Below are 22,995 nucleotides of genomic sequence, written 5' to 3'. Positions count from 1 at the left end.
CCCGCGCCGCCTTTGATACGACTACGACGACGATGCCGTCACGTCAGCGAGCTTTACCGCTTTGGCCGTCACCGAAGAGGCGGTCGCAACGTTGCGCAGATCGCCCAGGAACGTATCGCGCCACACCGACAGATTGTTCTCGCGCATCGGCGCCATCATGTCCGCGTGACGCGCCTGACGCTCGGCGAGCGGCATCGACAGCGCACGCTCCAGCGCCTCGGCCATCTGCGACAGGTCGAATGGATTGACGACCAGCGCCCCCGGCAGTTGCTCAGCCGCACCGGCAAATTGCGACAACACGAGTACGCCCGGATCGGCCGGATCCTGCGATGCGACGTACTCCTTCGCGACCAGGTTCATCCCGTCACGCAGCGGCGTCACATAGCCGACCTGCGATTGACGGAACAGCGCCATCAGCAGATTGCGCTCGTACTTGCGGTTCAGGTATTGAATCGGCGTCCAGTCGAGTTGCGCGAAACGGCCATTGATGCGGCCGGCTTCGCCCTCCAGCGTCTGACGAATGCGCTGGTAGGTTGTCACGTCCGCGCGCGTCGGCGGCGCGATCTGCACCAGCGAAACGCGTCCGTGCCACCCCGGAGCATTCAGCAGCAGCCGTTCGAATGCCTGGAAGCGCTCCACCAGACCCTTCGAATAATCGAGCCGGTCGACGCTCATGATCAGCTTGCGCCCGCGCATGCCGTCACGCAGGCTGCGCACCGGCTTGCGGTCGGTGAACTGCTCGGCGGCCTTGGCGATCGCGTCCGGATAGATGCCGATCGGGTACGCGGCCACTTTCAGGAAGCGGTTGTAGGCGTGCACCATGCCGTCTTCGCTCGAGGTGCCGTGCTGGCCGCGCTCGATAAAATCGACGAACGACTGGCGATCCGCTTCGGTCTGGAAACCGACCACGTCGTAGCTGCACATCGCCTTGACCAATTCCTCGTGCGGCGGAATGGTACGGAGTACTTCCGGCACCGGAAACGGAATATGCAGGAAGAAGCCGATGGGATTCTTCACGCCGAGCTCGCGCAGGCAGCGCGCGAACGGCAGCAGGTGATAGTCGTGCACCCAGATGATGTCGTCGGGTTTAAGCAGCTCCTTGAGCTGCTTGGCGAGCGTCGCGTTGACGCGCTGATAGCCCGCGTATTCCTGCCGGTCGTAGCGCGACAGGTCGTTGCGATAGTGGAACGTCGGCCACAGTGTCGTGTTGGAAAAGCCGCGATAGTACTGGTCATAGTCGCGCTTGGTGAGGCCCACCGTCGCGTACGTCACATTGCCCTGCTTTTCGATCACCGGCGCGGACGGCTCGCTTACCGTTTCACCACTCCAGCCGAACCAGACTCCGCCGGTTTCCTTCAACGCGTCCAGCACGCCGATCGCGAGGCCACCTGCTGCGGGGCGGCCTTCCTGGGTCGGCGCCACACGATTCGATACCACGATCAGTCTGCTCATTGGTGCTCCACCTAGTCAGTTGCTTCGTTGCATGCGGATATGTGCCAAAAAGGTGCATGCAAGTCGCGTGCCGTTTTATGAGATGCCGGAAATAAAAAATGTATGTGAATGTGACAAACGAGCAGAAACGCGCGGCATCAGAGCACCGCGAGGAAATTTTTTCTGCTTTGCGTGACGAATCCGGAACCCTTCTTACCGGCCGTCAGCCGGGCTCATGCGTCCTGTTCCGAACCGAGATCGCGCTGGTACTCCAGCCCTTCCCGACGCACGCCGCCCTGGTTGTGCTCGCCGTCTGGCGGCGCATCGGGCGCGACGCGGTTCTGCGCGGCCGGGTCCGGCGACTCCGGCGGGGCGCTCTTGCTGCCTGGCCGGGAGTCGCGCTTCGAGTGGCGCGCGGAACGTCGCAGTGCTGGGTGTCTCATGATTGATGCCTCCGGGGGAAGCCCGCCGCCATCGTGAGCGGCGTCAATTCAGTGTAGGGTTCACGACGGTAAATTGCCGGTAAAAGATGCGCCGGCTTTGTAACAAGTACATAAATTCGCTGCGTTGGACTGTGGTGCAGCGCACAGAACATGTCAGAGTTGCATGCTGGAGGCTAGCAACGGCGGACACCGACTGGCTTGTGGCGTTTGCGTGGGCTGCGACGGCGGATCGCCGATCGGCGGCGCAACCGGTTCGATGGGGTCCGGAGTCGGACTTGGAACGGTGTCGGGCTCACCAGGATTCGGCGGCTCGTTGGGCTCAGGACGATGAGCGTGCATCGGGAGGGGAAGCGGAGAAGCGGCGGCGTATTCCGGCATATCGGTTACCTCGGTTGTTCCTGCGTTCCATCGAACCGCAGCAAGCCCCATGCCGAATTAAAGGGAGGAAAAAAACCGACGGATGGTTCGAAGACCTACGCTTCGGCGCGCGCAGCGCCGCCGGAAGTATGACGCCCTTGTCACAAGCGCATGCCGGTGCACGAACCCAGATTCCAGATGCACCACTACCCGCGGCAGACCACGGTGCCCACTTAGCAGGAGTGGTTTGAGCCGCTTTCTTTTGCCTACTTTTCTTTGCGGCATGCAAAGAAAAGTAGGTGCCGCCCCGCACAGGGGCAACACTAATAGACCACTACCAATTCAAGGAAAGGCCAACACCCTAAGAACACTGACAATAAGCGCCGAGCAGGCAAAAACCTCAAGCGCCAGCGCCCCCGACAACTCGTGATTCATCAGCCACATCCCCCTCATCCCGCGCATCATTCCCATACTCAACAAGCCGGTTATAAAGCGTCTTCAAACTAATCCCAAGAATCTCAGCAGCCCGCGTCTTGACGCCACCACATTGCTCAAGCGTAGCCAGAATCAACTGCCGATCCGCCTCAGCAAGCGAAGTCCCAAACGGAATCGTAATCGCCGTACCAGCCGCAGGCTTCGACAAAGTAATCTGCAACGGCACGGTAGCCGTACTATCCGAATCAGTCCCCGACATAATGTGCGCCCGCTGCACATAGTTCTTCAGCTCGCGCACATTGCCCGGCCACGGATACGACATCAACATATCCTTCACTGCAGCCGGAAAATGCTTCTTCGTGCTATGCCGTTCGTTGAGTTCATCAAGAAACGCCTGCGCGAGCAAATCAACATCCTTACCCCGATCGCGCAGCGGCGGCAAACTGATCGGAAACACGTTCAGACGGTGGTACAAATCGAGCCGCAACTTGCCTTCCAGCACCGCCTGCTCAGGATCCCGATTAGTCGCCGCAATCAGCCGTACATCCGTTTCGATTTCCTTGGTCGTACCAACCCGCATGAACATGCCGGTTTCCAGCACGCGCAGCAGCTTCACCTGCAACTCGATCGGCATTTCGGTGATTTCGTCGAGGAACAGCGTGCCGCCGTTCGCACGTTCGAAATAGCCCTTGTGCTGGCGATCCGCACCGGTGAACGAACCGCGCTCGTGCCCGAACATTTCCGATTCGATCAGGTTCGGCGAGATCGCACCGCAGTTCACTGCGAGGAACGCATGCTTACGGCGCAAGCTGAGCTGGTGCAGCGTCTGGGCGGCGACTTCCTTGCCGGTGCCTGACTCGCCCATCAGCATGACGGAGGCCGCCGTCGGCGCAACGCGGCCGATCTGGTCGTAAACCTCCTGCATAGCCGGCGAGTTGCCGAGCATCAAACCAAAGCGGCCCATGCGGCGCAACTCGCCGCGCAACGTGCCGATTTCCGCCTTCAGGTCGCCGGCGCGCGGCAAGCGCGACAGGATCGCCTTCACGCGCTGCATGTTGATCGGCTTCACCAGGTAGTCGGTGGCGCCCATCTTCAACGCGTTGACCGCCGACTCCACCGTGGCGTGGCCGGTAATCACGATCACCTCCACACCGGAGCGCGGATCGAGATCTTCAAACAGATCGACTCCACTGCCGTCGGGCAGCTTCAGGTCGGTAAAGACGACGTCCGGCATCTGCCGGACCAGTTGAATGCGCGCTTCGCGCAAATCGCCCGCAGTAGCGGTAGTCAAACCGTCTTCCCCGATGATGGCGGAAAGCGCCTCGCGGGTACCGGCATCGTCATCGACAATCAGTACGTGTGGCATCGCGTCTCGAAAGCCCGAAAGCGTGAATGGGGGAACATGCTAAACCGCATAGTGGGAAGCCGTTCAGCAGCTTGCCTGTGCGCCGCGTGCGCGTTCTGATGTGAGCACACGCTAACGTTCCGCGACAGTGCCGAACCCCTGACTTGATTCAATATCGCAACAATCAGCGAGGAAACCACCCGTCATTGCGCGGCATTGTTGTCTATTTATCTATTATACGGCTTTATCGAGACAAATTTGAAACGCGTGCCAGGTGCCGCTTGTCGAAGCGGCACGCCGGCGCAGCGGCGCACGCAAGGTCAACATCGTGGCCCTCAGCCACGCGGAAACGGCCATGCGTCGCCCTGGCGGTTCGGATGTGCCGAACCATTTGCGCCATGCGCGGTGTCAGGCGTAGACGGACCAGTCCTCGCCGCGCTCACGCTGCCGGACGGCGCAGCCGACGTCGCCACCGTGCCACCCTCGCCTTCCCAGCGGCTCAGTTCACGCGCCGCCTGAGCCTGCGCGGCACGGTTCCGCTGCATATGTCGCACAGCCAGAAACCCACCGAGGGCCACCAGCGCGCCGAAGATGCCAATTTTAGGTCGTGCCATCGTGAACTCTCCTTGCTATCGTCAAGCGGATCGGCGTCGCGCACTGCGCGTTAGTGAGCGCCGAGAGCGCCAAGCCGGAAGCCGGCGCCCGCGGCATACCGATCGAGCGCCACGGTTGCGCCACACATAACGCTTCGCGTCCTGTTTCCGGCACGAGCGACCCATCGGAGAACCGCGTCCGCCGCTGGCGCGCTTTGAACAGAGCCGCCCAAAAACACACGTATGTCGAGTCCACGTCGCAAACGTCGTGCCCGGTAAATTCACCACTCTCATTCTATGCCGGTACGGGCTCAGGCACTTCTGACCGGGCGTGCACCGGCCTATTTCGCCGACCTTCACATGGATTGCCGGAAGCGGCGTCAAAGTGGTTAAATCAAATTTCTGTGAGATAGTGGCCGCACGGGTCCGTCTTGCCCCAAGGCCTGCGCGCCGCAACACCGCCCCCCATTTGCACAGGACTCCCCGTTTATGGCGTCAATCTCGCTGGACTCGCCCACCGTCTCCGCCGGCGGCAATGCTTCGGCACAGGCGAAGCAGCGCGTCGCGGACGGCATCGCGGGACTGAAATCGTACGGGCTGCTATATGGCTCGTCGCCGGTGATGCTCGATCTGTACGAACAGATCGAACGCGTCGCCAGCACCGACGCGACCGCGCTGATCATCGGCGAATCCGGCACGGGCAAGGAACTGATCGCCCGCACGATTCACGATCAAAGCAGCCGCAAGGACGCACCGTTCGTCGCCGTGAACTGCGGCGCGATTCCGGACGAACTCATCGAAGCCGAATTGTTCGGCCACGAAAAAGGCAGCTTCACCGGCGCGGTCCAGGCCCGCGTCGGCTATTTCGAACATGCGAACGGCGGCACGCTGTTTCTCGACGAAATCACTGAAATGGCGCCGGTGCGCCAGGTCAAGCTCTTGCGCGCGCTCGAGACCGGCACGTTTTTTCGGGTCGGCGGCAACGAATTGATTAGTGGTGACGTACGCGTGATCGCAGCGACGAATCGCGACCCCGCGGTAGCGGTGAAGGAAAACGGTCTGCGTGAAGACCTGATGTACCGGCTCGCGGTTTTCCCGTTGCGCGCGCCGCCCTTGCGCGAGCGTGAAAACGATCGCGAACTGCTCGCGCAACACTTCCTCGCCTTGCTGAATCAGCAGGAAAGCACGAGCAAGAGTTTTAGCAAACGGTCGATCGAAACACTGCGAACCTGGTCGTGGCCGGGCAACGTGCGCGAGTTGAAGAACGCGGTGTATCGCGCGTTCATTCTCGCGGAGAAGACGGTCGAGCTGCCACATCCGCATCTCGCATCGCGCGTGAAAAAGCCCGTGACGCAGGGCGATGCAATGAGCGTGTGGATCGGCACGCCGCTCGCCGATGCGCAAAAGCAGATCATTCTCGGCACGCTCAAGTATTGCGGCGGCGACAAACGGCGGGCTGCCAAAGCACTCGGCGTGAGTCTGAAAACGCTCTACAACCGCCTGAGCGCATACGGCGGTGACGAAGGCTCGGACGAAGAAACCGAGCAATAAGCCGTGCCACGCGCTCACGCGGTTCGTTCGCGTGAGCAGGTGTTTTCTGTGTGCTCGCCGTCTGCTTTTTGCGCGCTCCCTGTGCGCGTGCTGTGCAGGCCCCTCTCTGCTGCAACGGCACTTTTTGCGCACCTGTCATCTCATAATTAATCCCTTCGCACCACCAATCAAATCGGCTTCTTCCCAGCAGAAACCGATTTGACTCGCACCATCTTTTGCAATTGCTTGCACTTTCCCACTGCCAATTACAAATGGCATCCTGCAAAATGCGGCAGCGCACGGCGCAACGATAAGGAAGACGTGCCTTTCGCTCACGCACCGTCGACACACGCGAAACACATGTGTGAACGGTGCGTGTGCGAAAGGCACTTGCAGGAGCAGAGACAGGGAAATGCAAAAAAGTATGGTGTGGGTCGAATGGGCAAAGCGAACAGCCAACGCGTCCAAAGCGGCAACATGTGGACGTCCGAATACAACGGCGCTCGTCGCATTAGCCGTGGCGATCACGTCGGCGTTGAGCGGCTGTAGTTCGCTCTACTCGGAAGGCGCCACCGCCGGCGCCGGTATCGCGGGCGCAGCGCTCGCGGCCAAGGTCACCAGCAATGCGGCAGTCGCTACCGGCATCGGTCTCGGCGCGCTGGCCGCGGCCCGCGCCGGCGTGCAGTACTCGGAACGCGTGGTCCACAAGAATACGCAGGACGGCATCGCCAAAATCGCCGGGCCGCTCGACGTCGGCGCAATCGCACCGTGGAGCGTGACTCACTCAGTGCCGATCGAAGACGACGAACACGGCCGCGTCACCGTGAGCCGCACGATCAGCGCCGGCGCACTCGACTGCAAGGAAATCGTCTTCTCGGTCGATCAGACCGCCACCAAGAACGTGCCGGCGAGCAGCGCGTTCTACGTCGCGTCGATCTGCCGCGACGGCGACAACTGGAAATGGGCGTCGGCCGAACCCGCTACCGAACGCTGGGGCGCGCTGCAATGAAGGCGCTGATGCTTCCACGTCCCTGGAATGAACACGCACTGTCTGAGCCAGCGCTCGTCGATGACGCGCGTACCGCTCTGGTTCCGCGCACGCCTGCGGCGGCGCTCTCCGGCAACCGGCTGCGGCTCGTGCTGGCCGGTGCGATCTGCGTCGGCGCAAGTCTGGTGACGAGCGGCTGCTCGTCCGTCGGCGCGGCGAGCGGTGCCGCGGCCGGTGTCGCGTCAGGCCTCGTAACCTCCAACCCGGCAGTCGGCATCGGCGTCGGTATCGCCGTGCAGGCCGCGACCGACGAAGCCGTCGGCCGCTACATGCGCACCATGCACACCGATCAGCAGAATTTGATCGCCGCGCTGGCGGGTGCCATGCCGGTCGGCGAGACGCGGCCCTGGGCGGTCAAGCACACGTTGCCGATCGAGAACGGCCACGGCCAGGTGCGCGTGACGCGCGCGTTCAGCTCGGCGCTCGCGCTGTGCAAGGATTTCGTGTTCTCGGTTCAGGACAGCGACGGCCCGAACGCACACGAAGACTGGTACACGGCGAGCGCGTGCCGGCAGGACAAGGGCTGGAAGTGGGCGTCGGCGGAACCGGCAGTCGAGCGCTGGGGCGCTCTGCAATAAAAAACGGCAGGGTCTCCCCTGCCGCTTTTTGCCTGAAGCGTCTTAATCGACTCAACCGGGCTTAAGACTCCACGTCTTCCAGACTGAAAATTTCCGTCTGGTCGTTGTACGAGAAGATCTCGCCATAACGGCCCCAGTTGATCACTGCGTCGAGCGTCTCTTCCGCGGCGCTGTCCGACAGAAAATCCTCCAGCTCCTGCTCGAAACGCACGCGCGGCGCACGATGCCCCGGCCGTTCGTTCAACACCTTCTTGATTCGCGCGGCGAGCGGCACGTGGCGGAGCAGATGTTCCGCGAACATCATCTTCCGCTCCTGGGTGCCGAACTCGGAGAACACGCGCGCCGGCGGCGTCAGGAAAATATCCCCTTCGCGGATGTCGGCGAAGCCCAGGTGCTGCAGCACTTCGGCGACCGGGAACAGATCGTCCACCTCAAGGTGCAGCGAACGGGCGATTTCCGGCATGTCGGCACGGCCGTGGTACGGTGCGGCGGCCAGCGTTTCGATCAGACCGGCCATCAGGTTGGTCGACACATGCGGTAGCCAGCTATGCAACTCGAGGCCCTTCTTGGTCTTTTCGTCGGTCTGGCGCGCGGTCATCTTCGCGTAAATGTCGTCGACCAGCCGGCGAAACGCCGGGTCCAGACGGTTACGCGGATGCTTGAACGGCACCTTGATCTCGGCGATCACACGGCCCGGATTCGACGACAGCACCAGAATCCGGTCGCACATGAACACCGCTTCCTCGATGTTGTGCGTGACGATCAGCACGGCCTTGATCGGCATGCGGCCTTGCGTCCACAGGTCGAGCAGGTCGGTACGCAGCGTTTCGGCGGTCAGCACGTCGAGCGCGGAGAACGGCTCGTCCATCAGCAGCAACGTGGGGTCGACCACCAGCGCGCGCGCAAAGCCGACGCGCTGACGCATGCCGCCCGACAACTCGCGCGGATACGCGTTTTCGAAACCGTCGAGACCGATCAGGTCGATCGCCGCCAGCGCGCGCGTACGGCGATCACTCGCGCCGACGCCTTGTGCTTCGAGTCCCGCTTCCACGTTTTGCAGCACGGTCAGCCACGGGAACAGCGCGAAGGTCTGGAACACCATCGCCACACCCTTGGCCGGGCCGTCGAGCGGCTTGCCCATATACGTGACTTCGCCGTCGGTCGGCTCGATCAGACCGGCGATGATGCGCAACAGCGTCGATTTGCCCGAGCCCGATCGGCCCAGCAACCCGACGATCTCCCCTTCGCGCAACGACAGATTCGCGTCGTCGAGGACGAGCAGCTCGCCCTGCGACTTGTTGAACCCGCGGCACACGTCCTTGACGCGCAGGATCTCTTCACCGAGGCGCGGCGGCATCGGCGGGGTCTGGATCGGCGCGGCGGTCATAGCAGCTTTAGGATTTTGCATCGCGTTTAGCCTTTAATTCTCAATCTAGCCGGAGCTTCGCTTCAGCGTAGGCGAACATCGGACGCCACAGCAGGCGGTTGAACAGGGTCACGAACAGGGACATCACGGCGATGCCCACAATGATCTTCGGATAGTCGCCTGCTGCGGTGGTCTGCGCGATGTAAGCGCCCAAGCCATGCGCGGCAACCTTGGTGTCGCCCCACTGAACGAATTCCGCGACGATGCTGGCGTTCCACGCGCCGCCCGACGCGGTGATCGCGCCAGTCACGTAATAAGGGAAAATGCCCGGCAGCATCGCCTGACGCCACCATTGCCAGCCGCGAATATGGAAGTTCTTGGCCGCTTCCCGGTAGTCGTTCGGATACGAACTCGCACCGGCAATCACGTTGAACAGGATATACCACTGTGTGCCGAGCACGATCAGCGGCGACAGCCAGATGTCCGGGTTCAGATGAAAGCGCACGATGGCGATGACGAACACCGGGAACAGCAGGTTCGCCGGGAACGCGGCGAGGAACTGCGCAATCGGCTGCACCTTCTCGGCCAGCGCCGGCCGCAGGCCGATCAGCACGCCGATCGGCACCCAGATCACCGAAGCGATCGCGATCAGCACCACCACCCGCAGCAGCGTGATCAGCCCCAGTACGAGCACGTGCCAGACTTCGTCGAGCGACACGCCGGTTCGCACGTACGCGATCACGCGGTACACCACATAGACCGTGGCGAGCAACACCACGGCCGCCCAGACAATGTCGCCGATGCGCGAAGTCTTCTCGCGCTGCGGAATCTGGAAACGCGGGCCGCCAAACGCAGGCAACGTGAAGTTGACGCGCGCGGCCTTGGCGAACATCCAGCCGAGCGGCACCAGCAGACGGTGAATCAGATGCGTGCGGCGGATCAGGTCGAGCAGCCACGATTCCGGCGCATTGCCTGAGCTGGTGGTTTCCATGCGGAATTTATCGGCCCACGCAACCAACGGGCGGAACATGAACTGGTCGTACGCAAGAATCACGACCGTCATGGCAAGGATCACCCAGCCGATTGCGTGCAGATTCTTGTCGGAAATCGCCTGCGCGAGATAAGCGCCGATCCCCGGCAGGGTGATCGTATTGTTGCCGACTGTAATGGCTTCGGACGCGACCACGAAAAACCAGCCGCCCGACATCGACATCATCATGTTCCAGATGAGGCCCGGCATCGAGAACGGCACTTCGAGTTTCCAGAAGCGCTGCCATGAAGTCAGATGAAAGCCGCGCGACACTTCGTCCAGATCGCGCGGCACCGTGCGCAGCGACTGGTAGAAGCTGAACGTCATATTCCACGCCTGGCTCGTGAAGATCGCGAAGATCGCCGCCAGCTCGGCGCCGAGCACGCGGCCCGGGAACAGCGCGAGGAAGAACGTGACCGTAAACGAAATGTAGCCAAGCACCGGCACCGACTGCAGGATGTCGAGAATCGGCACCAGCACCATGCCCGCGCGGCGGCTCTTGGCAGCCAGCGTGCCGTACACCAGCGTGAAGGTCAGCGAGGCGACCATCGCCGCCAGCATGCGCAGCGTGGTGCGCATGGCGTACTCGGGCAGATTCGACGCGTCGAGCGAGATCGCCTGAGTCTTGAGCGTCGACATCGGCGCCAGCGTCTCGTGAAAGCCGATCGCCGCCATCGCAATGATGCAGATGATCAGCGGAAAGGCGACGAAGTCCCAGCGATTGGGTAACACCCGCCATGCCGAGGCATTGGCGGTGCGCTTCAGGTTGAAGCTGAAATCCATCAGACGCTCTCCCTATTCATACAGGTATTCAAACGCACGCAGGGGGCCGCGGCTTCGGCGCGGCAGTCTGTAGATCGGTCCAGGCAGCGGAAATCAGGCATGGCAAAACGCATGTGCGCGGTAAATCGTTAGCGTTGGAGACACGTGGACCGGTGACGGACAGGTCCGTGGGCAAGCCCGCCCGGGACTGCAACCGTCAAGCCGGGCTCCTGTCGCCGCAGGCGCCGCCCGAAGGCTGGCGGGCTTTCCTTGTTTTGGACGGCACGACACTACACCATCCTATGTTTCAGGCACAACCTTTCACGGCAAATAGCAACAAATAGCGTCGAATGCCCCGGCGACCGCCTCCGGCCAGCGAGGGTGAGCATGTGCAGCGGTCCACCTACTGTCGTGCGCCAGCCACTTTCCCAGCAATCGCGATTGCTGCGCGGACCGGTTTCAAACACCTGTTAAACCCGCGCAGCCATTCAGAAAGCTGATGCGCTGCCGTTAAGAACCTGATGGGCAAAGCGGACGTACTTCGCATTCCCGCAATAACGGTGGCGTCAGGCCCCATGACGGTTAAAATCAAGAAACGGCACGCCTCTTTGCGGTTTTGCCGGCCCACAACGCGGCCCACACCGAGGGCGTATCGCCAGCCGCTTCCACAGGGGCGAAACAGCGCCGGGGCGCTGCCACGAATGAGCCAGTTGCATGTCACAGCCAGACGAATCAGAGGGTCGATGAACAGGACAACCTTGCGCCAGGCAACCGGACCGATCAGCTTCGTGCTGATCGTGCTCGTTTGCTGGTTCGTGGCCGGCATGGTCGCGGACCGGATGGTACAGCAAGAGCTGGACGCGGCGTTGCGCACGCAACGCCAGATGTCCACGTCGATCGTCGACAACATGGCGGAGGTGATCGCCAGCGACCTCGCCATGTCTCGGGCCATCCCCGCAACCATGGCCGAAATGGACGTGGTCCAGCACGCGCTGGTGCAATCGCAGAATTATGCCGCGAACGGCGCAGCGGCGGAACCCGCTCTGCGCGCCGCGTTGCTAAAAGACCAGCAGATGCTGGCCGTGAGCAATTTCCTGCACGACGCGCAAGGTTTCTCCGGGCTCGACCAGGTCTGGCTCGTCAACGCCAACGGCATCTGCGTCGCATCCAGCAACTCCGTCAATCGACCGCTTGCCGCGGAGCACTCCTTCGTCGGCGCCGATATGCGCACGCGCGGCTACCTGACGAATGCCCTGCTCGGCGCGTTTTCGGAAGCCTATGGCGTCGGCCGCCAGAGCGGCGAGCCGGGCATCTTCATCGCGGCGCCGGTGTACGCCGACGGTCTGCTGGTCGGGGTGGTGGTGGCCAAGGTGGGGATCGCGCGGCTGCGCCACTGGGTCGCGCATGCCGGTACCTTCGTCGCCGATGAAAACGGCGTCATCATCATGGCGCACAACAGCGCACTCGAAGGCCACGCGCTACCGAACTCGCACGTCACGCAGATGGGCGCCGCCGAGCGCCTGACCATCTATCGCCGCGAAATCCTCCCCGACATCCAGATTCAGGTCAACACGCGGGTGCGCGAACAGGCGCCCTGGGTGCCCTCAGGTGTCGCCGAACAGCTGTTCGGCATGAGCGAGCAGCCGGCGCCATCGCTGTACCAGGCACGCAGCGGCCTGAACTCGGGGCTGTCGGCGCATCTGGTCGATCCGCTCGCGGCCTGGCCCGAACTGCTGCGCAATCACAAGCGCGACCATCTGCTGGTGTTTCTGACGCTGGCCGGCACCGTCGCGCTCGCGTGGGTCATCACCGTGTCGTACGTGCGCGAGCGGCGCCACCATCGCGCCACGCGCGACCTTGCAGAACAATTGCAATCGGCCAACACGCTGCTCTCGGCTGAGGCGCGCCACGATGCGCTGACCGGCGCGCTGTCGCGGCGCTACTTCCTCGACCTGCTGCGCCACGAGATCGAACGCGCGCATGCGGGCAACGAGCCGCTGTGCATGGCGATCGCCGACCTCGACCACTTCAAGCAGATCAACGACCGCTTCGGCCACGCCGCCGGCGACCGCGCGCTCGAACATTTCGTCGACACCTGCCGGGCCGAACTGCGCGGCACCGATGCAATCGGCCGGCTGGGCGGTGAAGAATTCGGCTTGCTGCTGCCGGCCACGAATCTGGCCGGCGGCCGCGAAGTCGTCGAACGCTTGCGCCTGCGTCTGAAGGCAATTCCTTCGCCGAAGTTGCCGGCCTCGGTGGGTTTGAGCGTGAGCATCGGCATCACCGAACTCTCGTCCGACGATCTGCCCGAGCGCATCATGAGCCGCGCCGACACGGCGCTTTATGCGGCAAAGACGGGCGGCCGCGACCGCACCGAAGCCCTTCCGCCCGACGACACCGCGCCGCCCGCGCGGACGGTGGTCAACGCCTGGTGACGCCTGCTAACGCCAGGTATTGCGCCGGTCGTCTCCGAATTAAATTCGCGCCGTCGTGCCGTCGGCGCTCCGATGCGTGCTGTCGCTGATGCAAAGCAAGTCTCGGCCTCGGGCGTCCCGTAACGAAGCAGGTATCATCAACCCTGACATTGAGGTTGCCGCTACCGCTCTAACGGGAGATTCGCATGAAGGGAAATTTGGTCATCGTCTGTCGCGATCAGGATGCTGACGCATTCGACCATCTGCTGGCCGAATATGGCGCGTTCCAGACGCGCTTGTCGTCGACCGCGTGGTATCTGAAGCTGGAGGTCGCGCCGGAACTGATTCAGGAAGAGATACTCACGCGTCTCGGCAAGTACACCACGCACTACATCTTCGAAGCCGAAACGGTAACGTGGAATACGGTGGATGGTGACGCGGCAAATGCGTTGAACACGCTGTTTTCAGACTAGCGCAAAGTTTGCCGGACTCGCATTGCAGACAGCGCATCCGGCATTGCGACCCAGACGCCGCATTCCGAACCTCGCGTTCGGACATCACATTGCGACATATATATAGTGGGGCAGGCGCTTGCCGCCCTTGCCCCGCTCAACCCCAGGCGTTTTCCGAAGCCGCCACGACACGCGGCACCACATCGAAGGGAAAGCTCATCGAGACCCGCAAGCCACGGCCGTCGTGATTGCCGATTTCCCACTCCCCACCCGCACGCCGCACCAGACGTTCGACGATCGCAAGCCCCAGCCCGCTATGCCCATTGCCGCCGCGTGCCGGGTCGAGCCGAACGAACGGCCGGCTGGCATTGATCAGGTCCTGCGCGGCGATACCACTGCCGTTGTCGCTCACTGAAAGCGCGAAGCCTTGCGCCGTGCGCGCCGTGGCGACGACGATCGGCGGCGCGCCGTAGGCATGTGCGTTGTCCAACAGGTTCGACAGGATCCGGTCGAGCGTCGCCGCCGGCAGCAGAAAACCCGGCCCTGCGTTGAGTTCGGTCTGCACCGTGGGCCCACCGGCGGCGACCGCACGATAGCTGCGGACCACGCGCTCGCACTGCCCGTCCACTTCGACCGCTTCGCTGCGATCGGCGCCGTCGTGTGCGAACACCAGAAACTGTTCGACGATATGCGTCATCGAATCGACGTCGCGCACGACGCCGTCACGCATCTTCACTTCTTCCATCATTTCTGCGCGCAGCCGCAAGCGCGCCAGCGGCGTTTTCAGGTCGTGTGCGACGCCGGCCAGCATCACGGCCCGGTCGTGTTCGGTGCGCGCCACTTCCTGAACCATCTGGTTGAAGCCGTGCGTCAACTGCCGCAACTCGCGCGGACCGCGTTCAGGCACCGGCGGCACCGGCAGGCCGCGGCCAAAGCGCGCCACCGCCTGGGCAAGCGAGCGCAACGGCTGCTGCAGCGCCCACGCCGCAAAAAGCGCCGCCATCACCGCGAACGAGAAAATGATCGCGAGCCATAGCACCGTGCGATCGAGCGAGCGAGGCGTGCGCAGTGGCTGCACCGGCACCACGATCCAACTGCGATCCGTGGTGGCGCGCACCCATAGCGTGGGTGGACGACCAGGCTGGCCGATCCGCACCAGCGTGCCGGTGGGCATGCGATCACGCACGTCCTCGATGAACCGTTCAAGCGGCGCCGGCAGCGCGGTGTTATCCGGCGGTACGTCGGGGCTCGCCGGATCGACCAGCCTGACGCGCGACGGCAAGGGCTGGTCCGGCGTGCGGGCGACGTGCTGGCGCACCGCGTCGACGAGAAAGGTGGCTTCCTCGACTGCGTAGCGCGTTTGCAGTTGGCTGCGCTCGAGCCGCATAAGCGCGTACCACGCGAAATGCGACAGCAGCAGCACCGCAATAACTAGCAGCGCCAGCCGCCCGAACAGCGAATCAATGGGCCGGCGCATGCTGTTCGCCGTCCGGCACGAACACGTAGCCGCGTCCGCGCACCGTTTGAATGAAGCGCGGCGTGGACGGGTCGGTTTCGAGAATGCGACGCAAACGCCACACCTGTACGTCGATGCCGCGATCGGTGCCGTCGTATTCCGGACCATGCAGCAGTTCGAGCAGACGCTCACGCGTGAGCGTGCGCATGGGGTGATTGACGAAAATCTTCAGAAGCGCGAATTCGCTGCCCGACAGCGTGAGCGGCTTGTCTTCGAGATGCAGCGTACGCGACTGGAAATCCAGCGTGAAACGGCCGAAGTTGAACGGCTCGCGCTGCTCCGGCGCCGCCGCCGACGGCAGCGTGCGGCGGCGCCGCAGCACCGCCTGCACGCGCGCCAACAGCTCGCGCGGGTTGAACGGCTTGCCGAGATAGTCGTCCGCGCCGAGCTCAAGCCCGACGATGCGGTCCACGTCGTCAGCACGTGCGGTCAGCATGATCACAGGGATGTCGTCACCCGACGCGCGCAGCTTGCGCAACGCGGTCAGCCCGTCCACGCCCGGCATCATCAGATCGAGCACGATCAGATCCGGACGCTCGCGTTCGAGCCTGCGCTCGAGCGTGCCCGCGTCGTGCAGCACCGAAACTTCGATGCCCTGACGGGCCAGATAGTCGCGTAGCAGATCGCGCAATTCGACGTCGTCGTCGACAACCAGTATTTGAGTAGCCATGGGATGAAGTTTAACGCGCAGCAGGAAGGGTTTTCGATTTCAGACGGTCCGCAAGGGTTACCGGGTGTTACGGTGAAAGCCGTACGTAATGACCCGTAACAGCCGCATCAAGCCACGTAACACAGCGCCGGGCGCAGTTCTCTACGCTGTGACTTACCGAATGCAGGCCGTCCACATTACCGGTTGCATCGTCGGCTATTCCATTACAGGGAGTCTTACATGTCCACCAAAAAAATGTCGCGCGTTCTCGCCGTTGCCGCCACTGCCCTCGCGATTGGCGTGGGCGCTGCCTATGCCGCCCAACCCGCCGATCACGGCGGCCCCGGCGGCTGGCATGGCCACTTCATGAAGGAACTGACGCAACTGCATGACCAGTTGAAGCTGAACGCGGATCAGGAAAAGCAATGGCAAGCCGCGCTCGACACCATGAAACAGAACCATGAGGCCATGCGCGCCAACCATGAACAGATCAAGAACCAGATGAAGGCCGCGCAGCAACAGCCGATTCTGGATCTGAACGCCATGGCTGCCGCGCACCAGCAGGTCGAGCAGAAAGACGCGCAACTGCGTCAGCAAACCACGGACGCGTGGCTCAAGCTCTATAACGGCTTGAACGACCAGCAGAAGACCACCGTCAGCACGGCGCTGAAGCAGCGTTTTGCGAAGATGGAAGCGCGTCACGAGAAGATGCGCGACCGCTGGGAACATCATGATAAGGGTGCAGCGTCGGCACCGGCTGCGAATCAGTAAGCGGGTCGAAGCAGGCGGAAGGCGGCTCGCGCGGCCGTCGTCCGAATGAAAAAACGCCACGGAAAAACTTCCGTGGCGTTTTTGTTTGCGTGCAACTCACGCTTCAAGCCGGGGACTCGTTGCGCTCGCAACCAGCCACCCTCAACCATCGGGCGATGAAAGAACGTCCGATGATTGGCACTTACCCGTTGAGCGGACCCAGATCGAACAGCAGCACTTCGGCGTTGTCGCCGTTTTCGAGCGTCACCGTATCGGTCTCGCTGAGCTTGGCGGCGTCGCCGGCGTGGAGCGCTTTGCCATTCACGGTCAGCGCGCCCCGCGCCACGTGCACATACGCCAGCCGGCCTTTCGGCAACGCAAACGTGGCCTGTTCCGCGCCATCGATCAGCCCCGCGTAAATCGATGCATCCGCGTGAATCGTCACCGAGCCGTCGCGGCCGTCGGGCGAGGCGACCACGCGCAGACGCCCGCGCTTGTCGGCGTCGTCGAAGCGCTTTTCCTCGTAGCCGGGCTGGTCGCCCGCGCGTTGCGGAATCACCCAGATCTGCAAGAGGTGCGCCGGCTCGTCCTGCGATGCATTGAACTCGCTGTGCTGCACGCCCGTGCCGGCGCTCATGCGCTGCACGTCGCCGGGACGGATGGTCGAGCCGTTGCCCATGCTGTCGCGGTGCGCGAGCGCGCCTTCGAGCACATACGTGACGATTTCCATGTCCCGATGGCCGTGCGTGCCGAAGCCCTGACCGCCGGCGATGCGGTCTTCGTTGATCACCCGCAGCGGTCCGAAATGCACGTGTTGCGGGTCGCGGTAGTCGGCAAACGAGAAGCTGTGATACGAGTCGAGCCAGCCGTGATTGGCGTGGCCACGTTCGTCGGAACGGCGAATCTCGATCATGGGGGATCTCCCGGTGAGTAAATAGCGATGCCCAGAATGTATGGGCGCGAGGCGCACTAAACAATCGGCAACGACGCACTGGATCGTTCCATAAATCCGTGCAATCGCGCGCCGGGACCGTCGCGCATGCACAACGCATGCGCCCGCCCACCGGCAGCCGGCGCCGTCCCGCACTGGCGCGCTGCCCCTGATCGGGTAAAATACCGCCCTTTTCAAGACGCGTGGGCGCCGAAGGCGCGCCGGCGGGCCCGAAGCGGCACTTGCACGCGGCGCGACAATTTTGACCGCCTAGAATAGCGACGGCCGGCCACGAGCCGGCGGTCGTCGAGATCGGCACACCACGACGATCAGTTTGATCCAGGAGAAACATGAAGAAGGCCGCACTGTGCGTGGCGCTTGCCGTCATGGCCACCGGCGCCATGGCGAAAGAATGGAAAACCGTGCGCATCGGGGTGGACGCCAGCTACCCGCCGTTCGAATCGAAGGCGGCCAGCGGCCAGGTCGTCGGCTTCGACGTCGATTTGACGAAAGCGCTGTGCGCAAAAATGAACGTCAAGTGCGTGTGGGTCGAGCAGGACCTGGACGGGATCATCCCGGCATTGAAGGGCAAGAAGTTCGACGCGATCGTGTCATCGCTGACCGTCACGGACAAGCGCCGCGAACAGATCGATTTCTCCGACACGTTGTTCGACGCGCCGGCCCGCATGATCGCCAAAGCCGGCTCGCCCCTGCTGCCTACGGCTGAATCACTGAAGGGCAAGCATGTCGGCGTCGAGCAGGGCTCGACTCAGGAAGCCTACGCCAAGGCGTACTGGGAGCCCAAAGGGGTGACCGTGGTGTCCTACCAGAATCAGGATCAGGTGTACGCCGACGTCGCATCGGGACGTCTTGACGCCGCGTTGCAGGACGAATTGCAAGCCGACGCCGGGTTCCTGAAGACGCCTCGCGGCAAAGGCTTCGCCTGGGCCGGCCCGGAAGTGAAGGACCCCAAGACGATCGGTGAAGGCACGGCCATCGGCCTGCGCAAGGATGACGTCGCGCTGAAAACGATGCTCAACCAGGCGTTGGCGCAAGTACACCAGGACGGTACGTTCAGGAAGCTGGAAAAGCAGTACTTCGACGTCGATATCTATCCTGGTCGTTGAGTGGGTCATCAACTCGGGGCTCGCCCGCATGGGCTTTCCCGAGGCTTCGTAATACAGTCGCTGATAGCCTCAACAAGCAGTTTCAGAAGCAGCTTCAACCCCGATTCACAACAAGAATCGAAAAGCGCGCTGCAAGACCGGCAACGGCCATGCAGTCATGATTTGCACAGCGGTGCGCTGTGCGCCGCAGGAAACGGCGGGCCCAGGCTCGCGGCAAACGCGGCGCAGAGCTGGCCGCGTCTTTCGCGCTGCGTCACAAACGCATCGTCAAGGACCCCATATGTTCCTTCAAGGCTACGGCCCGCTGCTTCTCAACGGCACCTGGCAAACCGTCAAACTGGCGGTGTTGTCGCTGGCGTTCGCTTTCGTGCTGGGCCTGCTCGGCGCGGCGGCGAAACTGTCGAAAAACCGCTTCTCCCATGGTGCCGGCACCGTCTACACGACACTCGTGCGCGGCGTGCCCGACCTGGTGCTCATGCTGCTGCTGTTCTACAGCATCCAGATCTGGCTGAATAACCTGACCGACCTGCTCGGCTGGGACCAGATCGACATCGACCCATTCGTGGCCGGCGTCGCGGTGCTGGGCTTCATCTACGGCGCGTACTTCACCGAGACCTTCCGCGGCGCGTTCCTCGCGGTGCCGCGCGGCCAGCTCGAAGCGGGCTCGGCCTACGGCATGACCGGCTGGCAGGTGTTCACGCGGATCATGTTCCCGCAGATGATGCGCTTCGCGCTGCCCGGCATCGGCAACAACTGGCAGGTGATGGTGAAAGCCACGGCGCTGGTGTCGATCATCGGTCTCGCGGATGTAGTCAAGGCCTCGCAGGATGCGGGCAAGGGCACGCTGCGGTTCTTCTTCTTCACCCTGTTCGCAGGGGCGATCTATCTCGTCATCACCACAGTGTCCAACTTCGTGCTGATGTACCTCGAAAAGCGTTACTCGACCGGCGTGCGAAAGGCGGATCTATGATCGAGATCATTCAGGAATACTGGCGCAACTATCTGTATACCGACGGCTACCGCCTCACCGGCGTCGTCATCACGCTGTGGTTGCTGGTGGTGTCGATCGGACTCGGCTTTTGCCTGTCGATTCCGCTCTCGGTCGCGCGCGTGTCGAAGAAGAAATGGCTCGCCGGTCTGGTATGGCTGTATACGTATATCTTCCGCGGCACGCCGCTCTACGTGCAACTGCTGCTCTGCTACACCGGCTTGTACAGCCTCGAAATCATCCGCAACCACGAGCTAACCAACGCGTTCTTTCGCGACGGCATGCATTGCACGCTGCTCGCGTTCACGCTGAACACCTGCGCATACACCACCGAGATTTTCGCGGGCGCGATCAAGGCCACGCCGTATGGCGAGATCGAAGCGGCGCGCGCGTATGGCATGTCGTCGTTCACGCTGTACCGGCGGGTGATTCTGCCGTCGGCGCTGCGCCGCGCGTTGCCGTACTACAGCAACGAAGTGATCCTGATGCTGCACGCCACCACCGTCGCGTTCACCGCGACCGTGCCGGACATCCTCAAGATCGCCCGTGATGTGAACTCGGCCACGTACCAGTCGTTCAATGCGTTCGGCCTCGCCGCCCTGCTCTATCTGTTGATTTCTTTTGCGCTCGTATGGCTGTTCCGCCGCGCCGAGCGCCGCTGGCTCGCTTACCTGCGGCCGCAAGGCAAGTAAACAAGATGGGCGCTACGCCCCCAAGCAAGTAAGCCCGCCAAGGACCCCGATGAACACCAAGAAGCAAAAGCTCTTCGTCGACGAGCTTCACAAACAGTACGGCGACAACGAAGTCCTCAAGGGCGTGTCGCTGAAGGCCAACGCCGGCGACGTGATCAGCGTGATCGGCTCATCCGGTTCGGGCAAGAGCACGATGCTTCGCTGCATCAACTTCCTCGAGCAGCCGAACTCCGGACGCATCTTCGTCGACGGAGAAGAAGTCCGCACGCAGCTCGCCAAGAACGGCGCTTTGCGCGTGTCCGATCCGAAGCAGTTGCAGCGCGTGCGCACCAGACTGTCGATGGTGTTCCAGCACTTCAATCTGTGGGCGCATATGAACGTGCTCGAGAACATCATCGAGGCACCGGTCAACGTGCTGGGTTTGAAGCGCAAGGAAGCCGAAGAGCGCGCGCGCGAGTATCTGGAGAAAGTAGGCCTCGCGCCTCGTCTTGAGAAGCAGTACCCGTCACACTTGTCGGGCGGTCAACAGCAACGCGTCGCGATCGCGCGCGCGCTGGCCATGCATCCGGACGTGATGCTGTTCGACGAACCGACTTCGGCGCTCGATCCCGAGCTGGTCGGCGAAGTGCTCAAGGTCATGCAGACGCTCGCCGAAGAAGGCCGCACGATGATCGTCGTCACGCACGAAATGGCGTTCGCGCGCAACGTGTCGAATCACGTGATGTTCCTGCATCAAGGCCGGGTCGAAGAAGAAGGCCATCCGGACGAAGTCTTCAAAAACACCAGGAGCGAACGGCTCAAGCAGTTCCTCTCCGGCAGCCTCAAATAAGACTGTCGTACAGCCTGGTATTTGGGCTGTAGTCAAAGTAATATTACAAGGCGCTTACGAGCGCCTTTTTTACTTCGCTCACCTGTGCATTCCGGCCGTTCTGACCTCGAAAATGGGCCCGAACCTGTCCCGAGCCACTCTCTTTCCGCCTTACTCTGCCGCATTTGAAGCGTCAATAGTGGCAATCCTTGACGTTGCTCGTCCCAATCCGTGATTCCCTTACGGCATAAGGGTTTCCCGCCTTTTTGGGGATATCGCGACCATTCCTTGCACACATTCGTATTGCAATTTGGAGACACCGGCCCAAGCCGGTACTAATTTCTTCTCCCACTCCAGGGTATTTTTGATAAATTAGTAACCAAAGTAGCAAAACAAAGTTCATTAAAAGTAGTTTCACTTCAAAGCAACAGAGGAGAACCGGTCGGCGAGGGATCGGCATGACGCGAGGAATAGCCCGCTGAGGCTATCCGTCACGGCAGGAGACCCAATCCACCCGCTAATCTCCCTGGTACCGATTTCTGTTCGGCGCGCTTGCGTCCGAACACCATTCGCAGTACTAGGTTTCACTTTTTGACAGGGTATGGAGGAGAAGATGAAGAAAGCTTTGCTCGCCGCGGCGCTGATGACAGCCGGTGTAGTTGCGCACGCCCAAAGCAGCGTGACGCTGTACGGCCGCCTTGACGCTGGCCTCGAATACATCAGTGGCCTTCCGAACGCTAATTACACCGGTTCCACCTCGCGCTTCCGTGCGGAAAGCGGTGACTGGGGCACGAGCCTGTGGGGCATGAAGGGTGTCGAAGACATCGGTGGCGGCAACAAGGTCCTGTTCCAGTTGGAAGGCTCGTTCAACACCATGAACGGTCAAGGCCCTGGCGGCGGCGGTCTCTTCAATCGCTGGGCAACGGTCGGTATGGCGAACGACGCGTACGGTACGTTGACGTTGGGCCGCATGCTCTTCATCTCGAACGGCGTGTGGGACTTCGACCCGTTCGGTCAGTCGAACTGGTCGTCGGCATCGCTGGTGCGTGGCCGCAACTGGCCGCAATCGAGCAACAACATTGCCTACCAATCGCCGAAGTTGTACGGCTTTGACATGTACGGTCAGTACGCCCTGTCGAATGCGACGAGCTGGAACGGTAACGGCTCGACGCCGCAAGGCCGCGAAGCCGGTCTGCAACTGACCTATACGTCGTCGCTGTTCCAGGTGCGCGGTCTGTACGACGAAATCCGCAACAACAAGAACGGCCAGTTCACCGACCCGTTCAACTTCTCGCGTGAATACACGGCCGCGGCCAACGTGTTCCTCGGCCAGTTCAAGGTCCAGGCCGCGTACCAGGCGATCCGTACGTCGGGCGCGGCCAGCGCAGCAGGCGCGTCGCCGACCTCGCTCGATCACGAATGGGGTGGTGTGACGTGGCAAGCCACGCCGGCTGCCGCACTGATCGCGGCGGTCTATCACGTGAATGCGAACAAGGGCGGAGGTAACGCAACGATCTACACGATCGGCGGCTCGTACAACCTGTCCAAGCGCACGCTGCTGGACCTCCAGGTGGCCACCGTGCGCAACAGCAAGACGGCTAACTTCGGTCTGGACGCGAACGGCGCAGGCAATGGCGGCAACATCACCGCTTCGGACGGCACGGTCTCGTACAACGAGAACCCGCTGCATGGCAAGAGCCAGACCGGCGTGTATGCAGGTATTCAGCACTCGTTCTAATCGAACAGTGTG

At 62.3% G+C, this 22,995-nt stretch carries 21 protein-coding genes; 11 read left to right on the top strand and 10 right to left on the bottom strand.

Features of this window, described 5'->3' with window-relative positions:
• Positions 1-21: 21 nt before the first annotated feature.
• The 5 genes from otsA to P3T25_RS32215 form a co-directional block, all read right to left on the bottom strand.
• Positions 22-1,452: an alpha,alpha-trehalose-phosphate synthase (UDP-forming) gene (gene otsA, locus P3T25_RS32235; protein WP_154558962.1), complete on the bottom strand. Its 1,431-nt coding sequence runs from the start codon at positions 1,450-1,452 to the stop codon at positions 22-24.
• A gap of 212 nt (positions 1,453-1,664) precedes the next feature.
• Positions 1,665-1,874 (bottom strand): hypothetical protein, encoded by a 210-nt coding sequence (locus P3T25_RS32230; protein WP_154558961.1) that lies wholly within the window; start codon positions 1,872-1,874, stop codon positions 1,665-1,667.
• 153 nt (positions 1,875-2,027) lie between these two features.
• A complete protein-coding gene (locus P3T25_RS32225; protein WP_166618154.1) occupies positions 2,028-2,252 on the bottom strand; it encodes a hypothetical protein in 225 nt (74 codons plus the stop codon).
• A gap of 379 nt (positions 2,253-2,631) precedes the next feature.
• Entirely contained in the window at positions 2,632-4,032 is a 1,401-nt protein-coding gene (locus P3T25_RS32220; protein WP_429360930.1) for a sigma-54-dependent transcriptional regulator, read from the bottom strand.
• Positions 4,033-4,346: 314 nt separating this feature from the next.
• Positions 4,347-4,625 carry a hypothetical protein gene (locus P3T25_RS32215; RefSeq protein WP_266241312.1) on the bottom strand — a complete coding sequence of 93 codons (279 nt, stop codon included), beginning with the start codon at positions 4,623-4,625 and terminating at the stop codon, positions 4,347-4,349.
• 468 nt (positions 4,626-5,093) lie between these two features.
• On the opposite strand from P3T25_RS32215, the gene P3T25_RS32210 reads away from it, so the two are divergent.
• The 3 genes from P3T25_RS32210 to P3T25_RS32200 all read left to right on the top strand — a co-directional run bounded on the left by P3T25_RS32210 (position 5,094) and on the right by P3T25_RS32200 (position 7,760).
• Positions 5,094-6,155: a sigma-54 interaction domain-containing protein gene (locus P3T25_RS32210; protein ID WP_154558958.1), complete on the top strand. Its 1,062-nt coding sequence runs from the start codon at positions 5,094-5,096 to the stop codon at positions 6,153-6,155.
• A 391-nt stretch (positions 6,156-6,546) separates the two neighbouring features.
• Entirely contained in the window at positions 6,547-7,143 is a 597-nt protein-coding gene (locus tag P3T25_RS32205; RefSeq protein ID WP_171925004.1) for a hypothetical protein, read from the top strand.
• 8 nt (positions 7,144-7,151) lie between these two features.
• Complete coding sequence (locus tag P3T25_RS32200; protein ID WP_429360927.1) at positions 7,152-7,760, top strand: hypothetical protein; 609 nt, start codon at positions 7,152-7,154, stop codon at positions 7,758-7,760.
• A 61-nt stretch (positions 7,761-7,821) separates the two neighbouring features.
• On the opposite strand, the gene P3T25_RS32195 is transcribed toward P3T25_RS32200, so the two are convergent.
• Together P3T25_RS32195 and P3T25_RS32190 are read right to left on the bottom strand one after the other, a co-directional pair.
• Positions 7,822-9,168, bottom strand: coding sequence for an AAA-associated domain-containing protein (locus tag P3T25_RS32195; RefSeq protein WP_093643836.1), 1,347 nt, complete (start codon positions 9,166-9,168; stop codon positions 7,822-7,824).
• Positions 9,169-9,187: 19 nt separating this feature from the next.
• Positions 9,188-10,939, bottom strand: a complete 1,752-nt coding sequence (locus P3T25_RS32190; protein ID WP_154558957.1) for an ABC transporter permease — start codon at positions 10,937-10,939, stop codon at positions 9,188-9,190.
• 722 nt (positions 10,940-11,661) lie between these two features.
• Between P3T25_RS32190 and P3T25_RS32185 the strand changes: the two genes are divergently transcribed.
• Complete coding sequence (locus P3T25_RS32185) at positions 11,662-13,353, top strand: sensor domain-containing diguanylate cyclase (RefSeq protein WP_154558956.1); 1,692 nt, start codon at positions 11,662-11,664, stop codon at positions 13,351-13,353.
• Positions 13,354-13,538: 185 nt separating this feature from the next.
• Positions 13,539-13,805: a hypothetical protein gene (locus P3T25_RS32180; RefSeq protein ID WP_054035057.1), complete on the top strand. Its 267-nt coding sequence runs from the start codon at positions 13,539-13,541 to the stop codon at positions 13,803-13,805.
• A gap of 136 nt (positions 13,806-13,941) precedes the next feature.
• Here the strand turns inward: P3T25_RS32180 and P3T25_RS32175 are convergent, their stop codons facing one another.
• Together P3T25_RS32175 and P3T25_RS32170 are read right to left on the bottom strand one after the other, a co-directional pair.
• On the bottom strand, positions 13,942-15,261 hold the full coding sequence (locus tag P3T25_RS32175) for an ATP-binding protein (RefSeq protein WP_154558955.1): 1,320 nt from the start codon (positions 15,259-15,261) through the stop codon (positions 13,942-13,944).
• Complete coding sequence (locus P3T25_RS32170; protein WP_054035058.1) at positions 15,245-15,970, bottom strand: response regulator; 726 nt, start codon at positions 15,968-15,970, stop codon at positions 15,245-15,247. The genes P3T25_RS32175 and P3T25_RS32170 overlap by 17 nt, the downstream gene beginning before the upstream one ends.
• A 219-nt stretch (positions 15,971-16,189) precedes the next feature.
• Here P3T25_RS32170 and P3T25_RS32165 point away from each other — a divergent pair, with 219 nt between their 5' ends.
• Complete coding sequence (locus P3T25_RS32165; protein ID WP_154558954.1) at positions 16,190-16,720, top strand: periplasmic heavy metal sensor; 531 nt, start codon at positions 16,190-16,192, stop codon at positions 16,718-16,720.
• 181 nt (positions 16,721-16,901) lie between these two features.
• Here P3T25_RS32165 and P3T25_RS32160 read toward each other — a convergent pair whose 3' ends face one another.
• Positions 16,902-17,612, bottom strand: coding sequence for a pirin family protein (locus P3T25_RS32160; protein ID WP_154558953.1), 711 nt, complete (start codon positions 17,610-17,612; stop codon positions 16,902-16,904).
• A gap of 368 nt (positions 17,613-17,980) precedes the next feature.
• On the opposite strand from P3T25_RS32160, the gene P3T25_RS32155 reads away from it, so the two are divergent.
• From P3T25_RS32155 to P3T25_RS32135, 5 genes are all read left to right on the top strand, one after another.
• A complete protein-coding gene (locus P3T25_RS32155) occupies positions 17,981-18,757 on the top strand; it encodes an ABC transporter substrate-binding protein (RefSeq protein ID WP_429360922.1) in 777 nt (258 codons plus the stop codon).
• Positions 18,758-19,037: 280 nt separating this feature from the next.
• The gene (locus P3T25_RS32150) at positions 19,038-19,727 is read left to right on the top strand and encodes an ABC transporter permease (protein WP_154558951.1); all 690 of its coding nucleotides are present in this window, start codon (positions 19,038-19,040) and stop codon (positions 19,725-19,727) included.
• Positions 19,724-20,437 (top strand): ABC transporter permease, encoded by a 714-nt coding sequence (locus tag P3T25_RS32145; protein WP_097391735.1) that lies wholly within the window; start codon positions 19,724-19,726, stop codon positions 20,435-20,437. Before P3T25_RS32150 ends, P3T25_RS32145 begins: the two co-directional genes overlap by 4 nt.
• A 49-nt stretch (positions 20,438-20,486) precedes the next feature.
• Positions 20,487-21,266 carry an ABC transporter ATP-binding protein gene (locus P3T25_RS32140; RefSeq protein WP_429360919.1) on the top strand — a complete coding sequence of 260 codons (780 nt, stop codon included), beginning with the start codon at positions 20,487-20,489 and terminating at the stop codon, positions 21,264-21,266.
• A 592-nt stretch (positions 21,267-21,858) separates the two neighbouring features.
• Positions 21,859-22,983, top strand: coding sequence for a porin (locus tag P3T25_RS32135; RefSeq protein WP_154558949.1), 1,125 nt, complete (start codon positions 21,859-21,861; stop codon positions 22,981-22,983).
• The last annotated feature ends 12 nt before the right edge of the window (positions 22,984-22,995 follow it).

Origin of the sequence: Paraburkholderia sp. GAS32, from assembly GCF_050434225.1 — a bacterium.
Taxonomy (GTDB): domain Bacteria; phylum Pseudomonadota; class Gammaproteobacteria; order Burkholderiales; family Burkholderiaceae; genus Paraburkholderia; species Paraburkholderia madseniana.
Note: the sequence above shows the minus strand (reverse complement) of the source record. Positions and strands in the feature narration are given on the sequence as shown.